At 72.1% G+C, this 18,130-nt stretch carries 15 protein-coding genes; 10 read left to right on the top strand and 5 right to left on the bottom strand.

Going from position 1 to position 18,130, the window contains the following annotated elements; genetic code table 11:
* Positions 1–183: 183 nt before the first annotated feature.
* Together ACFY3D_RS22415 and ACFY3D_RS22420 are read right to left on the bottom strand one after the other, a co-directional pair.
* The gene (locus tag ACFY3D_RS22415; protein ID WP_389981941.1) at positions 184–558 is read right to left on the bottom strand and encodes a hypothetical protein; all 375 of its coding nucleotides are present in this window, start codon (positions 556–558) and stop codon (positions 184–186) included.
* A 51-nt stretch (positions 559–609) separates the two neighbouring features.
* Entirely contained in the window at positions 610–1,803 is a 1,194-nt protein-coding gene (locus ACFY3D_RS22420; protein WP_389981943.1) for an AMP-binding protein, read from the bottom strand.
* A 116-nt stretch (positions 1,804–1,919) separates the two neighbouring features.
* On the opposite strand from ACFY3D_RS22420, the gene menB reads away from it, so the two are divergent.
* Positions 1,920–2,768, top strand: a complete 849-nt coding sequence (gene menB, locus ACFY3D_RS22425) for a 1,4-dihydroxy-2-naphthoyl-CoA synthase (protein ID WP_350947313.1) — start codon at positions 1,920–1,922, stop codon at positions 2,766–2,768.
* A gap of 174 nt (positions 2,769–2,942) precedes the next feature.
* Positions 2,943–4,601 carry a 2-succinyl-5-enolpyruvyl-6-hydroxy-3-cyclohexene-1-carboxylic-acid synthase gene (gene menD / locus ACFY3D_RS22430; RefSeq protein WP_389981945.1) on the top strand — a complete coding sequence of 553 codons (1,659 nt, stop codon included), beginning with the start codon at positions 2,943–2,945 and terminating at the stop codon, positions 4,599–4,601.
* 122 nt (positions 4,602–4,723) lie between these two features.
* Here menD and ACFY3D_RS22435 read toward each other — a convergent pair whose 3' ends face one another.
* Positions 4,724–5,461: an ABC transporter permease gene (locus ACFY3D_RS22435; protein WP_389981947.1), complete on the bottom strand. Its 738-nt coding sequence runs from the start codon at positions 5,459–5,461 to the stop codon at positions 4,724–4,726.
* On the bottom strand, positions 5,458–6,144 hold the full coding sequence (locus tag ACFY3D_RS22440; RefSeq protein WP_389981949.1) for an ABC transporter ATP-binding protein: 687 nt from the start codon (positions 6,142–6,144) through the stop codon (positions 5,458–5,460). Before ACFY3D_RS22440 ends, ACFY3D_RS22435 begins: the two co-directional genes overlap by 4 nt.
* A gap of 157 nt (positions 6,145–6,301) precedes the next feature.
* On the opposite strand from ACFY3D_RS22440, the gene ACFY3D_RS22445 reads away from it, so the two are divergent.
* The 8 genes from ACFY3D_RS22445 to clpB all read left to right on the top strand — a co-directional run bounded on the left by ACFY3D_RS22445 (position 6,302) and on the right by clpB (position 15,643).
* On the top strand, positions 6,302–7,402 hold the full coding sequence (locus ACFY3D_RS22445; protein ID WP_389981951.1) for a sensor histidine kinase: 1,101 nt from the start codon (positions 6,302–6,304) through the stop codon (positions 7,400–7,402).
* Positions 7,403–7,584: 182 nt separating this feature from the next.
* On the top strand, positions 7,585–8,226 hold the full coding sequence (locus ACFY3D_RS22450; protein ID WP_389981953.1) for a response regulator: 642 nt from the start codon (positions 7,585–7,587) through the stop codon (positions 8,224–8,226).
* Between the two features lie 192 nt (positions 8,227–8,418).
* Entirely contained in the window at positions 8,419–8,901 is a 483-nt protein-coding gene (locus ACFY3D_RS22455) for a general stress protein (RefSeq protein ID WP_350947163.1), read from the top strand.
* A 216-nt stretch (positions 8,902–9,117) separates the two neighbouring features.
* Positions 9,118–11,040 (top strand): molecular chaperone DnaK, encoded by a 1,923-nt coding sequence (dnaK, locus tag ACFY3D_RS22460; protein ID WP_389981955.1) that lies wholly within the window; start codon positions 9,118–9,120, stop codon positions 11,038–11,040.
* Positions 11,033–11,608, top strand: a complete 576-nt coding sequence (locus tag ACFY3D_RS22465) for a nucleotide exchange factor GrpE (RefSeq protein ID WP_389981957.1) — start codon at positions 11,033–11,035, stop codon at positions 11,606–11,608. Before dnaK ends, ACFY3D_RS22465 begins: the two co-directional genes overlap by 8 nt.
* The gene (locus tag ACFY3D_RS22470) at positions 11,605–12,558 is read left to right on the top strand and encodes a DnaJ C-terminal domain-containing protein (protein WP_389981959.1); all 954 of its coding nucleotides are present in this window, start codon (positions 11,605–11,607) and stop codon (positions 12,556–12,558) included. The genes ACFY3D_RS22465 and ACFY3D_RS22470 overlap by 4 nt, the downstream gene beginning before the upstream one ends.
* On the top strand, positions 12,558–13,046 hold the full coding sequence (locus ACFY3D_RS22475) for a chaperone modulator CbpM (protein ID WP_389981961.1): 489 nt from the start codon (positions 12,558–12,560) through the stop codon (positions 13,044–13,046). The genes ACFY3D_RS22470 and ACFY3D_RS22475 overlap by 1 nt, the downstream gene beginning before the upstream one ends.
* Positions 13,037–15,643 carry an ATP-dependent chaperone ClpB gene (gene clpB / locus ACFY3D_RS22480; protein ID WP_389981963.1) on the top strand — a complete coding sequence of 869 codons (2,607 nt, stop codon included), beginning with the start codon at positions 13,037–13,039 and terminating at the stop codon, positions 15,641–15,643. The genes ACFY3D_RS22475 and clpB overlap by 10 nt, the downstream gene beginning before the upstream one ends.
* A gap of 109 nt (positions 15,644–15,752) precedes the next feature.
* Here clpB and ACFY3D_RS22485 read toward each other — a convergent pair whose 3' ends face one another.
* On the bottom strand, positions 15,753–18,032 hold the full coding sequence (locus ACFY3D_RS22485) for an AAA family ATPase (protein ID WP_389981965.1): 2,280 nt from the start codon (positions 18,030–18,032) through the stop codon (positions 15,753–15,755).
* Between the last annotated feature and the right edge of the window lie 98 nt (positions 18,033–18,130).

Here is an 18,130-nt window from a genome sequence, read left to right on the forward strand (position 1 = left end):
TCCATCACGGAGTCGTCTGAATTTACGGTTTGCTGGTCTTGGGGTGGGGCGGTCTGGGAGCCGCTCGGCGCACCAGTACCAATAACCCCAGGCAAGAACATTCTGTTCCCGACTTGACTCGGAAAATATGATGGGTGGACCGCCGTGTCGGCGATCCACCCGCGCTCGGGTGCCCGAGAGGGCCTATTCGATCACTTCCACGGGGCCCTCTTCGGCCGACTCCGAGGAGCCTTCGAGCGGGCCGTCGACCATGGGCATCGGGAAGGGCTCGGCCTGCTCCAGCCGGTCCTCGTTCCAGTAACCGAAGACCTTCTCGGGGTCGGGGTTGACCTCCTTGGAGACCACGTAGTCCTCGGCGGGAGGAGCGGACGCGGTCGGTGACGGCTCGTACGAGGGCGGTCCCGGCTCGTTCGGGGACACGGCGGGCACCGGCTCGTCCGATGGTTTCTCCGCTCTGCCGATCCCGCCCGACGCGGCGGCCGCCGTGACGGAAATGCCGCCGGCGAGGACCAGGCTCACGATTCCAGCCGAGACCCATGTCTTCCGGGTGACGTTCATCGGGCTTGTCCTTCCTGCTTCGGCTACCTCATTGGACGTTCGGGGGCACCTTCACGGTTCCCGATCACGACCATAACGGAGAGCCGCGAGATCCGGCTTGCCATTGGCCAGAAGCGGTATTTCGGTCACAACGGTCAGGTCGGCAGGGGCCGCGTAGGCGGGCATCCGCTCCTTGACGAGGGCGCGCAGCTCGGCCAGGGGCGGCGGAGAGGGCGAGACGACGACGGCCACCACCCGCTCGCCCCACTCGGGGTCGGGACGGCCGACCACGGCGACGTCGACGATCGCGGGATGCTCGGCCAGCACGGCGGCCACCGCCGCGGCGACCACCTTCTCACCTCCGGTGTTGATGACGTCGTCGGCCCGCCCCAGCACGCGTAGCCGCCCTCCCTCCAGGGTGCCCAGGTCCGAGGTGAGGAACCAGTCGCCGTCGCGGGCCGCCTCGGTGAGGTCGGGGCGGAGCCGATAGCCGGAGAACAGCATGGGCCCGCTCAGACGGATCCGGCCGTCGTCTACGACGGCGATCCCCACCCCGTCGAGGGGATCGCCGTCGTAGACGCACCCGCCGCAGGTCTCGCTCATGCCGTACGTGGTGACCACCTGGGCGCCGGCCGCGCGGGCCGCGGCGAGCAGGCCGGGGGGAGCGGCGGCGCCGCCGAGCAGGATGGTCCTGATCCTCGACAGGCGCTGGAGACGCGTCGAATCCACCTGGAGCAGCCGGCGCAGCTGGGTCGGCACCAGCGAGACGTGCTCCGCGCCGCTGGAGAGCACGGCCTCGGGGGAGAACCCGTCGTGCACGATCGGCTCGGTCCCGCCCAGCAGCGACCTGACCAGGACCTGCAGGCCGGAGACGTGGGAGGGAGGCAGACAGCACAGCCAGCGCTCGCCCGCGGCGGCGCCCAGGCGCCGCAACGAGGCCGACGCGGAGGCGAGCAGCGCCTCGGCGGACAGCTGGACGCCCTTCGGGACGCCGGTCGAGCCGCTGGTGGCGATGACCACCGCGACCTCGGCGGGCACACCGACGCCGCCCTCGCGGCGTACTCCGTTCACATGGGTCGGGCGCAACGCGTCGAGCGTCGCCCGCAGTGCGGGGGCGGGCAGGGCGGGGGAGAGGGGCAGCACGGCCGGGCCGCTGCCGTCCAGCGCCTCGCCGACGGCCCGGAACAACTCCGAGGTCGCCGGAGATACCACGGCGTGCAATTCCCGTTCTACGGAAAGCCACGCCTCGTGCGCAGGAGCGGTCATCACGGTCGTAAGGTTAGTGCCGGAAGCCGGACAACGGCCGGGGGTACCGGCGCAGCGGAGAGGGTGAAGCCATCGTGGGCACGGAGCGGGTCGAGCCGGGCGTGGATGAGCGGGCGGTGGAGAAGGCGTCCGAGCGCGACGGCGCGGTCGACTGGAAGAGGTCCGGCCAGTACGAGGACATCGTCTACGAGACCGGCGAGGGCATCGCCAAGATCACGATCAACCGCCCGGAGCGCCACAACGCGTTCCGCCCGACGACGCTCTTCGAGCTCAAGGACGCCTTCAACGTCGCCCAGGAGGACGCCGAGGTCGGTGTGATCATCTTCACCGGCGCGGGTGACAGGGCCTTCTGCTCCGGCGGTGACCAGAAGATCCGCGGCGACGACGGCTACGTCGACAAGTCCACCCCGCACGTCGGCCGGCTCAACGTGCTCGATCTGCAGGTCCAGATCCGCCGCTGCCCCAAGCCGGTCATCGCGATGATCGCCGGCTACGCCATCGGCGGCGGCCACGTGCTGCACGTGTGCTGCGACCTGTCCATCGCCGCCGACAACGCGGTCTTCGGCCAGACCGGTCCCAAGGTCGGCTCCTTCGACGGAGGTTACGGCTCCTGGCTGCTGGCCGAGACCGTCGGCCTGAAGAGGGCCCGTGAGATCTGGTACCTCTGCCGCCAGTACGACGCGCAGACCGCCCTCGACTGGGGCCTGGTCAACGCGGTCGTGCCGCTCGCCGAGCTTGAGACGGAGACGGTCAAGTGGGCGAGGGAGATGCTGGAGAAGTCGCCGCTCGCGCTGCGTATGCTCAAGGGCGCGCTGAACGCGGTGACCGACGGCGCCGCGGGGATGCAGCAGTTCGCCGGTGACGCCACCCTGCTCTACTACATGAGCGAGGAGGCGCAGGAGGGCCGCGACGCGTTCAAGGAGAAGCGCGCCCCCGACTTCGGTAAGTTCCCGCGCCGTCCCTAGCGGCGGCGGAAGTTCACGGCCGGGTGGCGGGGACAGGTTCTCCCGCCGCCCCCGGGGATGGCGGGGGTCCGAGGCGGTTCGGTCCCGAGGCGCGCCGCCCCGCATGGACGAGGTCGCCTTCGCGCGCCTCAGGACGGACTCACCCCCCGGGTGCGGAGTTAAGGAGGCGGTGCGGTGAATCCCGCGACCGCGCTCGCGACGGTGCTGGTCGACGAGCTCGCCCGCTGCGGTCTCACGGACGTGGTGCTCGCACCCGGATCGCGGTCGGCGCCGCTCGCCCTGGCCGTGCACGCCGACAGCCGTATCCGGCTGCACGTGCGGGTGGACGAGCGCTCGGCCTCCTACCTGGCGGTGGGCCTCGCCCGCCGTAGCGGCCGCCCGGTCGTCCTGATCTGCACCTCCGGCACCGCGGCGGCCAACTTCCACCCCGCCGTCATCGAGGCGCACGAGTCGGGGGTTCCGCTGCTGGTGCTCACCGCCGACCGCCCGCCGGAGCTGCGCGACACCGGCGCCAGCCAGACCGTCGACCAGGTCAAGCTGTACGGCACGGCCGTCCGCTGGTTCGGCGAGATCGGCGTGCCCGAGGACCGCCTGGGCCAGGTCGCCTACTGGCGGTCGACGGCCTGCCGCGCCTACCAGCGCGCGCTGGGCCCGTACGACCCGGGTCCGGTTCACCTCAACGTGCCCTTCCGCGAGCCGCTGGTCCCGGACGGCGACCCGTCCTGGTGCGAGTCCCTGGAGGGTGACAGCGAAGGGCCGTGGATCCGCGCCAGGGTGGCCTCCCCGCCGGTGGCCCTGCACCTGCCGCCGACCAGGAGGGGTGTGCTGGTCGTCGGAGACGGCGCGACCAACACGCGCAGATACGTGGCGGCGGCGGGTATGGCCGGATGGCCGGTCCTGTCGGAGCCCAACGGCGGCGCCCGCTACGGCGACCACGCGATGTCGACCTACCACTTCCTCCTCGGCACCCCGGAGTTCGCCGACCGGCACCGTCCCGACGTCGTGGTCACCCTGGGCCGTCCCGGCCTGTCCCGGCCGCTGCTGAACTGGCTGAGGCACGCGGACGAGCACATCGTGGTCGCCGCCGACATGACCCGCTGGCCCGACCCGACCCGCTCGGCCACCCAGGTCGCCCAGGTGGTGGAGATCCCGGTCACCGCGGGCGACGACGCGTGGCTGCACTCCTGGCGCCGTGCCGAGACGGCGGCGAGGACCGCGATCGACGAGGTGCTGGACGGTACGGGGCTCAGCGAGCCGCGCCTGGCCCGCGACCTGGCGGAGGCGCTGCCCAACGGATCGCTGCTGTTCTCCGGCTCCTCCATGCCGATCCGCGACCTCGACCAGGCGATGCGTGCCCGGCGAGGTCTGCGGGTCCTGGCCAACCGGGGGGCGGCGGGGATCGACGGTGTGGTGTCGTCCGCGATGGGCGCCGCCCTCGCGCACAACGGCCCCTCCTACGCCCTGATGGGCGACCTGACCTTCCTGCACGACCAGAACGGGCTGGTCCTCGGCTCCCGCGAGCCCCGCCCGGATCTCTGCCTGGTCGTGGTGAACAACGACGGCGGCGGGATCTTCTCACTCCTTCCCCAGGCCGCGCTGCGCGACCCCTTCGAGCGGGTCTTCGGCACCTCGCACGCGGTGGACCTGGGCTACGTGGCCGCCGCCACCGGCACGCCGTACACCTTCGTGGACGAGCCGGGGCAGCTGGTCAAGGCGCTGCGCGGCGACGGGTTGCGCATGATCGAGGTGCGGACGGACCGGGAGTCCAACGCGGTGCTGCACTCCATGATGCGTGAGGCGGCCCACGCCGCCGTCCGCGACACCATGGCGTGACACCGCCTCCTCCGATCACATCGCACCGCGTGCTTTCCGAGGCGCGGCGCGGCCGGTCCGACGCGCTTCGTGACGGTGTCATGAAGGTGCCGTGACAGGGGCCGTGCCGCGGTGTCGCGAGATCACGTGATGTCGCGACGCAGGGTCAGCGCACGGGCGGCGAGCACGATCACCGCGACGTAGCCCGCGAACAGCATCCCGCCGGCCCAAGCGGGCAGCAGCTCACCGGTACGCAGGGGCATGCCGCTCAGGGCCCTGGCCGCCCCGGTCGGCAGCCATCTGCCCAGCTCCGGCAGGAAACTGACGAGCAGGTAGTCGGCGTACATGAACCACACCAGCGCCACCGCCACCGCCGCGACCTGGTTGCGGATCAAAGCGCCCAGAGCCACCCCGAGCAGGCCGTACAGGGCGACCCCGAGCGCCGAGCCGAGCAGGACGGCGGGCACACCGGGACTCCAGGCGGGGTGGCCGGCCAGAGTGAGGGTGACCAGGCCCGCCACCAGCGTGACCAGCGCCGAGACCGTGGCGATCAGCAGGCCGACGATCCCGTACGCGGCCAGCTTGGCCGTCACCACCCGGCTCCGCCCCGGGGTGACCAGGAACTGCCAGGTGATCGTCTGGTGGCGGTTCTCCCCGGCCATGCCGAGTACGCCGAGCAGCAGGGTGACGACGTAGGCCTGCTGGGCCATGCTGTAGACGTTCTCGATCTGCGCGTCGAGTGGCATCCCGCCTTCCAGGCTCATCAGGAAGACCATCAGCCCCGCCCAGGCCACGCACAGCGGGGGCGCGAGGGCGGCGAGGATCCAGGTGGTGCGGCTCGCGCGTGCCTTGAGCAACTCGGCGCGGATCAGGCCGTTCACGAGGTCACCTCCATGTAGAGCTCTTCCAGGTCGGTCTCCGGGGCGAGCGGGCCCTGCCAGGCCAGACACCCCGCCCTGACGATGATCACGTGGTCGGCGATCTGCCTGATTTCGGCGAGCACGTGGGTGGAGACCAGGACCGTGCGCCCCTGGTGGGTGTAGGCCCGCAGGAACCCCCGCAGCCAGCGCATGCCCGCCGGGTCCAGGCCGTTGGCGGGCTCGTCGAGGACGAGGATCTCCGGGTCGCCCAGGAGGGCGGAGGCGAGGGCGAGCCGCTGACGCATGCCCAGGGAGAAGCCCCGCACCCTGCGGTCGGCCGCGGCGGTGAGATCGACCTGCTCCAGAACCTGCTCCACGCGTCCGGGATCCAGGCCCGCGGCGAGACGGAGAGCCTCCAGATGCGTGCGGGCGCTCAGCGCCGGGTGGAAGGCGGTGGCCTCCAGCACCGCGCCGACCGTGCAGACGGGGCGCTTCAGGTCGCGGTAGGGCTCGCCGCCGATGGTCGCGCTGCCCTCGGTGGGCGTGACCAGGCCGAGGATCATGCGCAGGGTGGTGGTCTTGCCCGCCCCGTTGGGGCCGACGAAGGCCGTGAGTGTTCCCCGTTCCACCGTGAACGACAGGTCGTCGACGGCCCGTACCCCGCCGAACGACTTGCCGAGGTGGGTGACGCTGATTGCTGACATGGCCTCGACGATGGCCCCCGGGCGGGTGGGAGCGCACGGTCCCGGGGATGGATCTCGCGATGTCCACCCGGGAGGAGATCGGGACCGCCGGGGGTGGAGGCGATCTCCACCCCGAGGCCCATGGCCCGCCGCAGGAAGGCGTGGATAGCGTGTGGGCGTGACGTTTCTCCGCCGCCCCTCGGTGCGCCGGTTCCTCGCCGTCGTGCTGGTGGGCTACATGCTCTCCGGTCCGGTGATCGGCGCGGTCGAGACGGGCTGGCCCGGTCTGCTCGGAGTGGTCCCGCTCGGCGCCGCCACCGTCGGCTGCTGCCTGTGGGTGCTGCTCGGCCGGGAGCCGCGCCGAGATGCCCCGCTGCTCGCGGCGACCCTGGCCGGGGGACTGGCCCTGCACGGGATCAGCCCCTACAGCGGCATGGGGTTCATGTACATCGTGATCTTCGCCGCGCCGTTCAAAACCCGCCTCTGGCCGGCGGCGTTCCTGGTCACGGCGGACGTCGCCGCCACGACGGCCGTGTCCTTCCTGCTCGGGCTGCCGGTCGCGGAGGTGCTGGGCAACACCTTCGGCCTCACCTACGTCGCCGTCTTCGTCTTCCTGATGCGGCACGTGAAGGCGACCAGGGATCACGCCGCCGCGCTCGCCGAGGCGCGGGCGGGCGAGGCGGTACTGGCCGAGCGGGCCCGGCTGGCGAGGGAGGTCCACGACATCCTGGCGCACTCGCAGTCGGCGCAGATCGTCCACCTGGAGGGCGCGCGGCTGCTGCTTGAGCGTGGAGAGGACACGGCGGCGGCCCTCGACCGGGTGAACCGCGCCGTGCGGCTGGCGCGCGCCGGGCTCGAGGAGACCCGCAGGGCGCTCGACGCGCTGCGCGGGGAGGAGCTTCCGCTGGCCGAGCGGCTGGAGCGGCTGGCGGTGGAGTTCCGTTCCGTGACCGGCTCGCCCTGCGCGGTCTCGGTCGCGGGGAACCTCGACGGCCTGGAGGCGGGGGCACGGCTGGCGGTGGCCAGGACCGCGCAGGAGGCGCTGACGAACGTGCGCAAGCACGCGCCGGGCGCCGCGGCGTCGGTGGCGTTGCGCCGCGTCGGCCGCTGGTGCGAGCTGGAGGTACGCGACACGGGCGGCCCGCCGGGCCCGGCGGCGCCGTCGGGAGGCGGGTACGGGCTGGTGGGCATGCGGGAGCGGGCCGAGCTGATCGGTGGTTCGCTCGCCGTGCGTCCGGGTGAGGAGGGCTTCGAGGTCCTGCTGCGGGTCCCGGCGTGATCCGCCCGCGGCGCGGCGCCATCGCGGGGGTGGGCGCCGCGCCGCGGACGGGTCACGCCGGTGCCGTACGGTACGACCACGCCGGGAGTGTGATCGGCGCACGCGGGCGCGTTCGAGGGGCGTTCAAGGGGTTCGGCGGGCGTTCGAGAGGCGTTCGAGAGGTAGGGAGGCAGGGAGGCAGGGTGACCGTGCGGGTGCTGGTGGTCGACGACCAGACGGTGGTGCGCGAGGGGCTGGTGCTGCTCCTGGGGCTGCTGCCCGGCATCGAGGTGGCGGGGGCGGCGGCCGACGGACGGGAGGCGGTCGGGCTCGCCGGCTCTCTTCGGCCCGACGTGGTCCTGATGGACCTGCGGATGCCCCGGATGGACGGGGTGGAGGCGACCCGCAGGATCAGGGCCGCCCACCCGGAGATCCAGGTGGTGGTCCTGACGACGTACTCCGACGACGAGTCGGTCTTCGCCGCGCTGGCCGCGGGGGCGCGGGGCTACCTGACCAAGGACGCCGACGCCGAGTCCCTCGCCTCGGCCATCGCCACCGTGGTCGAGGGTGAGGCCCAGTTCGATCCCGGTGTCCAGCGGCGGCTCGCCGAGGCGGTGACCGGGAGCCGCCGCGCGCCTGACCCGCCCGACGGCCTGACCCGCCGCGAGAGCGAGGTGCTGCGACTGATAGCGGCGGGCCGCTCCAACGCGGAGATCGCCCGGGAGCTGTTCATCTCCGAGGCGACGGTCAAGACGCACATCAACAATCTCTTCGCCAAGGCGGGACTGCGCGACCGGGCCCAGGCGGTGACGTACGCCTTCCGGCATGGCCTGGCCCACGACTGACAGCGGCTTCCCGGCCGACGGTGGGGACGCGCCGGGCGCCCTCCCCGGCGGTGGCCCGACGGCAGGGGAACCCGCGCCGGGGTGACGGCGACGGCGATGACTGTCAGGTCTGGGGATGTGGGGACGCCGTCGCGGGGTCAGGGTGAGTCGAGTACGGATTCACCTCGCGGGTGCCCGTCGAAGGGAAGTGCCATGCGACCTGACGTCAATTTGACCGGCTATGAGACGGTGGCGAGTTTCGGCGACTACGCCGAGGCCCAGCGTGCCGTGGACCAGCTGTCGGACCAGAAGTTCCCGGTGGAGCACACGATGATCGTCGGAGTCGGTCTCCGGCTCATCGAGCGGGTGCTCGGGCGGCTGACCTATCTCCGCGCCGCGGGGATGGGCGCGGCGACCGGAGCCTGGTTCGGACTGCTGATCGGCCTGTTCTTCGCGATCTTCACTCCCGGGCGCTTCCCCTTCATCCTGGTGCTGTGGGGCCTGATCTGGGGTGCCATCGCCGGAGTGATCTTCGGGTTGGTCGGTCACGCGCTCACCGGCGGCAAACGCGACTTCCTGTCGTCGAGCGCGATCGTCGCCGACCGCTACGAGGTGCTGGCGGCGGCCGCGCACGCCGCCGAGGCGCGCAGGCTGCTCAACGTCGGTACGTCCCAGCAGATGCATCAGCAGATCTGACCGGCCGGAGCCACCCGGGCCGGAGCCCGTACTGACGGCGGCGCGGGCGATGTCGCTCGCGCCGCCGTCCCATGTCCGCCCATCCGGCCGGCCCGATCCGCCGGGCGGTTCCGGTGGAGACGCGGAACCACCGGGCCCGGGGGACGCCGGGCTGTCGGATGGGCACCGACGACGCCGTCCGGCGGGCGCCGGTGCCGCAGCGCATAGGAGGGCAGCATGGCTAAAGCAGTCGGAATCGACCTGGGCACCACCAACTCGGTGATCGCCACCATGGAGGGCGACAAGCCCACGGTGATTCCCAACTCCGAGGGTGCCCGGACGACGCCGTCGGTCGTGGCGTTCACCGACAACGGCGAACGCCTGGTGGGGCAACTGGCCCGCCGCCAGGCGATCCTGAACCCCAAGGGGACGATCTACTCGGCCAAGCGCTTCATGGGCCGCCGCCACGAGGAGGTCTCCAGCGAGCTGAACGCCGTCTCGTTCGACGTCGTCCCCGGCCCGGAGGGGGCCGTCCGCTTCAAGATCCACGAGAAGTCGTACGCCCCCGAGGAGATCGCCGCGGCCGTCCTGCGCAAGCTCGTGGACGACGCCTCGAAGTTCCTGGGGGAGAAGGTCACCGAGGCGGTCATCACCGTACCCGCCTACTTCAACGACTCCCAGCGCCAGGCGACCAAGGACGCGGGGAAGATCGCCGGCCTGGAAGTCCTGCGGATCATCAACGAGCCGACCGCGGCGGCCCTCGCCTACGGGCTCGACCGCAAGGAGAGCGAGACCGTGCTCGTCTTCGACCTGGGCGGTGGAACCTTCGACGTCAGCATCCTCGCCATCGGGGACGGCGTCGTGGAGGTGCGGTCGACCGCCGGCGACACCCACCTGGGCGGCGACGACTTCGACCGGCGGGTCGTCGACTACCTCGCCGACGAGTTCCAGCGGGACAACGGCATCGACCTGCGTCAGGACCCGCAGGCCCTGCAGCGGCTGTTCGAGGCCGCCGAGAAGGCCAAGGTCGAGCTGTCGGCGGTCAGCCAGACGCAGGTCAGCCTGCCCTTCATCACCGCGGACGCCTCCGGCCCCAAGCATCTGAACGCCACGCTCAGGCGCTCGACCTTCGAGGAGATCACCGCCGACCTGCTCGAACGGTGCAAAGGGCCCGTCCAGCAGGCGATGGCCGACGCCAAGCTCACCGCCGACGACATCGACGAGGTGATCCTGGTGGGCGGGTCGACCAGGATGCCCGCCGTGCAGAACCTGGTGCGCCGGATGACCGGTGGCAAGGAACCGAACATGACGGTCAACCCGGACGAGGTCGTGGCGCTGGGCGCCGCGATCCAGGCCGCCGTCATCAAGGGTGAGCTGAAGGACGTCGTCCTGCTCGACGTGACCCCGCTCTCCCTCGGCATCGAGACGCTCGGCGGGGTGATGACGAAGGTCATCGAGCGCAACACGACCATCCCGGCCCGCCGCTCCGAGACGTTCAGCACCGCGGAGGACAACCAGACCGCCGTGGACGTCGTCATCCTGCAGGGCGAGCGTGAGCGCGCCGCCGACAACCGCCCCCTCGGCCGGTTCCGGCTGGAGAACATTCGGTCCGCGCCGCGCGGTGTGCCGCAGGTCGACGTGACCTTCGACATCGACGCCAACGGCATCCTGAACGTCTCGGCCAAGGACAAGGACACCGGCGCCGAGCAGCGCATCACGATCAGCGAGAGCTCGAACCTGGACAAGAGCGAGGTCGAGCGGATGGTCGCCGACTCCGAGCGGCACCGCGAGGAGGACCAGCGGATGCGGCAGGTGGTGGACGCGCGCAACGAGCTCGACAGTGCCGCCTACCAGGTGGAGCGCCGCCTGGCGGAGCTGGGCGACTCGGTGCCCGTCCACGAGAAGGCACGCGGGGAGATGCTGGTGAACGACGCCCGCGACGCGATCAAGCAGGAGGCCCCGCTCGACCGGATCCGCTCGCTCACCTCCGAGCTCCAGCAGGCCTACCACGGCCTCGCCGCGGCGGGCGCCGGCGTCTCGGGCGACGGAGCCACGGGGACCGGCGGGGCGGCGGGCGGTCCGGGAGCCGCGGGACCGGCCGGCTCCCAGGGCGGCAGGGACGACGACGTCATCGACGCGGAGTTCACGACCGATGAGTGAGACACCCGAGGCACGGCGCGATGGCCGGGAGGAGACACCGGACCGGGGACCGGAGGTCCGGGAGGAGCACCCGGGGTCCCCGGGGGCCCCGGAGAGCCTGGAGACCCCGGACGAGCTCCAGGAGCGCGTCGTGGAGCTCCAGGCGCTGGTGACCGATCTCCAGGACAGGTGGCGGCGTGCCCTCGCCGACCTCGACAACCTGCGCAAACGCGTCAGCAGGGACGCCGCGCGGACCCGGTCGGAGGAGCGGGCCCGGGCCGCCGGGGAGTGGCTGCCCGTACTGGACAACCTGGACCGCGCGCTGGAGCACGCCGAGACCGACCCCGTCTCCATAGCCGACGGGTTGCGGGTGATCCGCGACCAGGCGCAGGAGGTGCTCTCCCGCCTCGGGTACGCGCGTCGTGACGATACCGGGGCCGTGTTCGACCCGGCCAGGCACGAGGCGGTGGGCGTGCTCTCGCAGGAGGGCGTGCCCGACGGCACGGTCGTACGGGTGGTGCGGCCGGGCTACGGGGACGGTGAACAGCAGCTGCGGCCCGCGCTGGTCGTGGTGGCCAAGGGGGCATGATGCCCCCCGACCGGGACTTCTACGAGATCCTCGGCGTGCGGAGAGGGGCGAGCCAGGAGGACATCCAGCGCGCCTACCGCAAGCTGGCGCGGGCCAACCATCCGGACGTCAACAAGGACCCCTCCGCCGAGGACCGCTTCAAGGAGGTCTCCGAGGCCTACAGCGTGCTGTCCGACCCCGCGACCCGGCGCCGCTACGACGCCTTCGGGCCGGATTTCCGTCAGGTGCCCGAAGACGTCGACCCCGAGACGTGGGCACGCGCCGGGAGACGCGGGGCGGGCGCGGGCCGGGCCGGGGGCCGGAGCGGAGCGGGTCCCCGTGGCGGCGGCTTCGGCGGCTTCGAGGAGGGCGTCGACCTCGACGATCTCCTCGAAGGGCTGTTCTCCGGCGGCAGGAGGAGGCGTTCCGGCACGAGCTGGGGGCCGATTCCCGGTGCCGATCAGGAGGCCGAGATCGTGCTGTCCTTCGAGGACGCCTACCGTGGCGGGCCCCGCTCCATCACCGTCGGCTCGCGTCGGCTGCGGGTCGACATCCCGCCGGGCGTCACCGACGGCCAGCGCGTCAGGCTGGCCGGTCAGGGCGGCAAGGGCGGTGAAGGGGCGCCCGCGGGCGACCTCTACCTGATCATCAGGATCGCCCCGCACCCCCGCTACCGGGCCGAGGGGCGCGACATCCACGTCCTGCTCCCGGTCGCCCCGTGGGAGGCGGCGCTCGGAGCCTCCGTCGCGGTCGACACCCCCGGCGGCGAGACCAAGGTCAAGGTGCCGCCGGGCACGTCCAGCGGCAGGCGGCTGCGGCTGCGCGGCCGGGGGATGCCCAGCCGTCGCGACAAGCCGGGCGACCTGTACGCCGAGGTGCGGATCATGGTCCCGGAACGGCTGTCCGAGGAGGAGCGGCGGTTGTTCGAGCAGCTCTCCTCGGTTTCCACGTTCGACCCGAGGAGACGGTGATGAACGACCCGTTTTCCGAACGCGGACCGCGCCGGCCGGAGCCGCGCCCCACCCACCCGCGGGAGCGGGCGGAGCGCGCCGGAGGCTCGTCGGCCCCGGACGCGGTCTCCCACCCGCGAGAGAACCGGTGGGAGGCCCCAAGGGAGGCCCCGCGAGAGGCCCCGCGAGAGGCAGGGAGGACCTATCAGCTGACCAGGCCCGCGCGCCTGGATCTGGAGACGTTCGCCGCCCAGACGGGGACACACCCCGACCTGCTGCGACGCCTCGTCGTGCTGGGTTTGCTCGACGCCTGGACCGACGCCGAGGGGAACCTGTGGTTCCCGCCTCCCCAGCTGCTCACCATGGCGCGCATCCGGCGGCTGCGCGCCGGATTCTCGATCAACTACGCGGCGCTCGGCCTCGTACTGGACCTGCTGGACCGCATCGCAGAACTCGAGGCCGCCCAGCGCGGTCGTTCCCGACCCACCGGAGGCCCGCCGTGGACATGAACCAGCTGACGCAGAAGTCACAGGAGGCGCTGCACGACGCGCAGACCAAGGCCCTGCGTTTCGGGCACACCGAGGTGGACGGCGAGCACCTGCTGCTGGCGCTGCTCGACCAGCCGGACGGGCTGATCCCGCGCCTGCTCTCGTACGCGAACGTCGACACCGACCGGCTCAGGACCGAGTTGGAGGCAGGGCTGGACCGCCGCCCCAAGGTGAGCGGTCCCGGCGCCTCGCCCGGCCAGGTCTACGTGACGCAGCGGCTCTCCCGCCTGCTGGAGACGGCCAAGCGGGAGGCCGACCGGCTCAGGGACGAGTACGTGTCGGTGGAGCACCTGCTCGTCGCCCTGCTTGAGGAGGGCGGCTCGACGGCCTCGGGGCGGCTGCTGCACGAGCAGGCCCTGACCAGGGACGGCTTCCTCAAGGCGCTCACCGCGATCCGCGGCAACCAGCGGGTGACCTCCGCGATGCCCGAGGTGGCGTACGAGGCGCTGGAGAAGTACGGGCGCGACCTGGTGGCCGACGCCATGTCCGGCAAACTCGACCCGGTCGTCGGGCGTGACGCCGAGATCCGCCGCGTCATCCAGATCCTGTCGCGCAAGACGAAGAACAACCCGGTCCTCGTCGGCGACCCCGGTGTGGGCAAGACCGCCATCGTGGAGGGCCTCGCCCTGCGGATCAGCCACGGGGACGTGCCGGAGGGACTCAAGGGCAAGACGGTCTTCAGCCTCGACATGGGTTCGCTGGTGGCCGGGGCCAAGTACCGGGGCGAGTTCGAGGAGCGGCTCAAGGCGGTGCTCAACGAGGTCAAGGCCGCGGAAGGGCGGATCCTGCTCTTCGTCGACGAGATGCACACCGTGGTGGGCGCGGGAGCCGCCGAGGGCGCGATGGACGCGGGCAACATGCTCAAACCCATGCTGGCCCGTGGTGAGCTGCACATGATCGGGGCGACGACCCTCGCCGAGTACCGCAAGCACGTCGAGAAGGACGCGGCCCTGGAGCGCCGGTTCCAGCCGGTGATGGTCGACGAGCCCTCGGTCGAGGACGCCGTGTCCATCCTGCGCGGCCTGCGCGAGCGCCTGGAGATCTTCCACGGCGTGAAGATCCAGGACAGCGCGCTGGTGGCGGCCGTCGTGCTGAGCCACCGCTACATCTCCGACCGCTTCCTGCCCGACAAGGCCATCGACCTGGTGGACGAGGCGTGCGCGATGCTGCGTACGGAGATCGACTCGATGCCCGCCGAGCTCGACGAGCTCACCCGCAGGGTGATGCGCCTGGAGATCGAGGAGGCCGCGCTCGCGAAGGAGGAGGACTCCGCGAGCGGGACCCGGCTGGAGGAGCTGCGCAGGGAACTCGCCGACCTGCGCGCCCAGACCGACGCGATGCGGGCGCAGTGGGAGGCGGAGCGGCACGCCCTGCGCGCCGTCCAGGCCCTGCGCGAGGAACTGGAGCACGTACGCGCGGAGGCGGAGCGGGCCGAGCGCGACTACGACCTCAACCGCGCCGCGGAGCTGCGGCACGGCAGGTTGCCCGAGCTGCTGCGGCGGCTCGATGCCGAGGAGGAGCGGTTGTACTCCAAGCAGGGCGCCTCGCGCCTGCTGCGCGAGGTCGTCACCGACGAGGAGATCTCGATGATCGTCTCCCGATGGACGGGCATCCCGGTGAGCAGGCTGCGCGAGGGCGAGCGTGAGAAGCTCCTGCGGCTCGACCAGATCCTGCACGAGCGGGTGATCGGCCAGGACGAGGCGGTGCGGTTGGTGGCCGACGCGGTGATCCGGGCACGCTCCGGCATCAAGGACCCGCGCCGCCCGATCGGGTCGTTCATCTTCCTGGGGCCCACGGGCGTCGGCAAGACGGAGCTGGCCAAGGCGCTCGCGGCGGCGCTCTTCGACACCGAGGACAACATGATCCGCATCGACATGAGCGAGTACCAGGAGCGGCACACGGTCAGTCGTCTCGTCGGCGCGCCCCCCGGTTATGTCGGGTACGAGGAGGGAGGCCAGCTGACCGAGGCCGTGCGGCGCAAGCCCTACTCCGTGGTGCTCTTCGACGAGGTGGAGAAGGCGCACGCCGATGTCTTCAACACGCTGCTGCAGGTGCTCGACGACGGCAGGCTCACCGACGCGCAGGGCAGGACCGTCGACTTCCGCAACACCGTCCTGATCATGACCTCCAACCTCGGCTCCCTGTACCTCCTCGACGGCGTCACCTCGACCGGGGAGATCGAGCCCGAGGCGAGGCAGCGGGTCATGGCCGAACTGCGCTCCCACTTCCGCCCCGAGTTCCTCAACCGCGTCGACGACATCGTGATCTTCAAGCCGCTCACCCCGGAGGAGATCGAACGCATCGTCGACCTGATGTTCGTCGAGCTGCGCGACCGCCTCGAACAGCGGGGCATCCGGCTGGAGGTCACCGAGGCGGCGCTGCGGCACATCGCCGAGCGAGGCTACGACCCCGTGTACGGAGCCCGCCCGCTGCGCAGGTTCATCGCCAGGGAGGTCGAGACGCGCATCGGCCGCGCGCTCCTGTCGGGAGAGGCGGACGAGGGAGCCGTGGTCCGGGTGGACCTCGCCGGCGACGAACTCGCCGTCACCTACGGGTGAGTCGCCGACCGCGGACCAGCGGAACGGTCGACGTCCCCGAAATACCGAAATGTCGTGCGATACCGGAACCACGCCCCGTCCTCCTCGAGGAGGACGCGCCAGGAGGACGTCAGCCAGGACGCCGGTGGCCGCTCTCCTGTGCCGCGAGCCTGGCCAGTTCGACCCGTGAGTGAATACCCAGCTTGCGGTAGACCTGCCGCAGGTGGAAGGCGACGGTGTGCTCGCTGATGAACATCTGCTCGGCGGCGTGCCGGTTCGTCAGCCCCTGGGAGACCAGATCGCAGACGGCCTGCTCGGTGCCGGTCAGGCTGGCCCACCCCGAGGTGGGGTGGGCGGTCCTGACCCAGTGGCGGCACCGCTCGCCCAGACGCCGCAGCCTGCCCCGCACCCGCGCCGCGTCCCGGACGGCCTCCACGGCCCCGTAGCAGGTCAGGGCGGTCTTCAGGCTCCCCACGGCCAGCTCCCTGTGGCCGTCGCCCACCCCCAGCAGTACCCCGAGGTCCTCCGCCGCCGACCCTCTCGCCCAGGGATCGACGTACCCGGCCACCGCGCGGCCCAGCGCCTCGGCGTCACCCTCCCGCAGCCCTCGCGCGTGGTCGGCGGAGACCGACGGGTTGGACAGGCCGGGATTGCGGGAGGCGACGTCCTCGGCGGCGTCGACCACGGCGTCGGCCCTGCGCCGGTCGTTCACGGCCATCGCCACCCGCACCAGCCACGCCGCCGCCGCGGGCTCGCCGGTCAGCGCGCCGAGGTGCAGGGGCAGCGCGTCGTAGACCCCGCCGAGCGAGCTCATGCCACCCGCGGCGCCGTCGCGCGCCTCCCTGATCCGCGCGGCCACCAGCTCCGATCGCAGCCGTGCGGGCGGCGGCATGCCGGATGCCGGCCTGACCAGGCCCCTCTCCATGTACCTGACGGCCCCAGGCAGGTCGCCCGACCGCAGTGACGCGGTGCCGAGCACCGACAGGGACGAGGAGACCAGCATCGGCGCTTCCAGGGCCTCGGCGGTGGTCAGGGCGACCTCCGCGTGCTTGATCGCTGCGCCGATCCGGCCCGTGGCCAGGTCCAGGCGGGCGCGGAGAACGGGGATCTCCGCGGCCCACGAGGGCTCACCCGCGGTGTCGGCCTCCTCGGCGGCGATCTCTGTCGCCGCTGCCGCCTCGTCCAGCAGCCACAGGTCGACGAGCATCGTGGCCAGCACCGCCCGCGGCTGCCGGTGCGGGCCGCCGGCCGGTCGCTCCACGGCCTCGCGCGCCAGGCCCAGCCCGCGAGAGAGGTCGCCCTCGTTCCACGCGAGCAGGGCGAGGTCCAGGAGCCTCCCGCCGTCGCCGCCCCGGAGGGGCGCGGTGGAGCGCTCGACCTGCTCCCGCAGCGCCCGGCGCACCGGTGAGGGCACCCTGTCGACGACCGACCGCCACACCAGTTCGTGACGGAACGTCAGCTCGTCGGAGGTGGCCACGAGGACCCCGGCCGCGAGTGCCTCCTCCAGCGGAGGGAGCAACGCGGCCGGGGTCTCGCCGAGCATCCTGGCCGCGTACGCAGGTGTGACCGAGCGGCCGAGCACCGCGATGGCCTCCAGCAGATAACGGGTCCTGGTGCCGAGCTCGTTCAGGCGGCGTCGGACGGCGTCGTGCAGGCGCGCGGGCAGCGCCGCCTGGGCGGAGGTGATCCCGGCCGGCCGGGCGACGCCGTCCTCGACCAGGACGGCGTCCTCCTCGCGTAGCCCGGTGAGGAGCTCGGAGAGCAGGAGCGGATTGCCGGCGGCCTGGGCGGCCAGCGCCGCCAGCTCCCGCCCGGGTGGCGCGCCCAGGATGTCGGCGGAGACCTCGGCCACCGCGCCCTCGTCCAGCGGGCGCAGAACGGTCCGGGCGGCCCCCTCCTCCTCCAGCAGGTCGAAAAGCCGGCCCGCGTCGCCGCCGGCCGGGGCGTCGCGGCGGGCCAGCAGCCATGTCACCGGGCGTGAGGCGAGTCGCGAGGGCATCGTCCGCAGGGCCATGATCGTGGCGGGGTCGGCCCACTGGAGATCGTCGAGGATCACCAGCAGAGGCCCCGAGGCGAGTCTTCTCTCCAGCGAGGTACGGACCTGCTCGGCCAGCCACAGCAGCAGTTCCGGCCCGTCGGGGAAGAAACTCCTGGTCAGGGGCATCGGAGTCGTCGGCGACTCCTCAAGCGCCGACAGCAGCGGCCCCAGGGGGGTGAGCCGTCCCAGCTCGTCGGCCCGGCCGCCCGCCACCGACATCCCACGCGCGCTCGCGGCGCTCGCGGCCTCGGCGAGCAGCAGCGACTTGCCTATCCCCGGCTCGCCCTCGACGAGCATGACGTTCCCGGTCGTGGACGCGACGCCTTCGAGCAGGGCGAGGGCCGCCGCCCACTCATCCTTCCGGCCGCGCATGGTCTTGTCTCGGATCTGGCGTCATACCGGCGCTTCCTGAGCGGTGATTACGCATATGACATCCCCAAGGGACGAATCATCACGCGTCGGGCACCATC

Source organism: Streptosporangium sp. NPDC000509, from assembly GCF_042898365.1.
In the GTDB taxonomy this organism is placed as follows: domain Bacteria; phylum Actinomycetota; class Actinomycetes; order Streptosporangiales; family Streptosporangiaceae; genus Streptosporangium.

Bases quoted from the DNA above. Each gene is read 5' to 3' on its own strand.
- ACFY3D_RS22415 (WP_389981941.1), bottom strand. From the start codon at position 558: ATGAACGTCACCCGGAAGACATGGGTCTCGGCTGGAATCGTGAGCCTG.
- ACFY3D_RS22420 (WP_389981943.1), bottom strand. From the start codon at position 1,803: ATGACCGCTCCTGCGCACGAGGCGTGGCTTTCCGTAGAACGGGAATTG.
- ACFY3D_RS22440 (WP_389981949.1), bottom strand. From the start codon at position 6,144: ATGTCAGCAATCAGCGTCACCCACCTCGGCAAGTCGTTCGGCGGGGTA.
- ACFY3D_RS22455 (WP_350947163.1), top strand. From the start codon at position 8,419: ATGCGACCTGACGTCAATTTGACCGGCTATGAGACGGTGGCGAGTTTC.
- dnaK (WP_389981955.1), top strand. From the start codon at position 9,118: ATGGCTAAAGCAGTCGGAATCGACCTGGGCACCACCAACTCGGTGATC.
- ACFY3D_RS22465 (WP_389981957.1), top strand. From the start codon at position 11,033: ATGAGTGAGACACCCGAGGCACGGCGCGATGGCCGGGAGGAGACACCG.
- ACFY3D_RS22470 (WP_389981959.1), top strand. From the start codon at position 11,605: ATGATGCCCCCCGACCGGGACTTCTACGAGATCCTCGGCGTGCGGAGA.
- ACFY3D_RS22475 (WP_389981961.1), top strand. From the start codon at position 12,558: ATGAACGACCCGTTTTCCGAACGCGGACCGCGCCGGCCGGAGCCGCGC.
- ACFY3D_RS22485 (WP_389981965.1), bottom strand. From the start codon at position 18,032: ATGCGCGGCCGGAAGGATGAGTGGGCGGCGGCCCTCGCCCTGCTCGAA.